The sequence below is a fragment of the Kingella pumchi genome (genome assembly GCF_022288825.1).
In the GTDB taxonomy this organism is placed as follows: domain Bacteria; phylum Pseudomonadota; class Gammaproteobacteria; order Burkholderiales; family Neisseriaceae; genus Kingella_D; species Kingella_D pumchi.
This window is the reverse complement of the sequence record NZ_JAKOOW010000016.1, coordinates 1063-1442: the sequence shown is the minus strand read 5'-3', so window position 1 is coordinate 1442 and position 380 is coordinate 1063. Positions and strand designations below refer to the sequence as shown.

Sequence of the window (380 nt, the reverse complement as noted above, 5' to 3'; positions counted from 1 at the left end):
GTCGGTCTCGCCGGTGTCTTCGCCGCCTTTGTGGCCGTTGGGATCGCCTTTGTTGCCGCTGCCGCCCCCACCGCCGCCGTTTCCATTACCGAATTTGTTCAGGCTCTCTTGAATGTTCTCAAGACTCTTGGATATGTCGCCGAGTACTTTACTGTAGTCCTTGCCGTCTTTGTTGCCGTCAAGTTCGGATACATCGGGGCCGTCTTTACCGTCGTCGGGCTTGGCGGGATCTTTTGGCTTTGATGTGTCTTTGCCGTCGTCTTTGGGCTTGTCGGGTTTGGGCGGCTCTTTGTCTTTGGATTTGTCTTCTTTATCTTTCTTTTGCTCAACTTTAGTCAAAAAAAAGACGTTGCCTTCAGGACACTTAAACCCCGCCTTTA

Annotated in this window: 1 pseudogene; it reads right to left on the bottom strand. The window is 51.8% G+C overall.

Features of this window, described 5'->3' with window-relative positions:
• Positions 1–339: pseudogene (locus MB824_RS03925) on the bottom strand (hypothetical protein); the annotation flags it as partial.
• Positions 340–380: the final 41 nt, after the last annotated feature.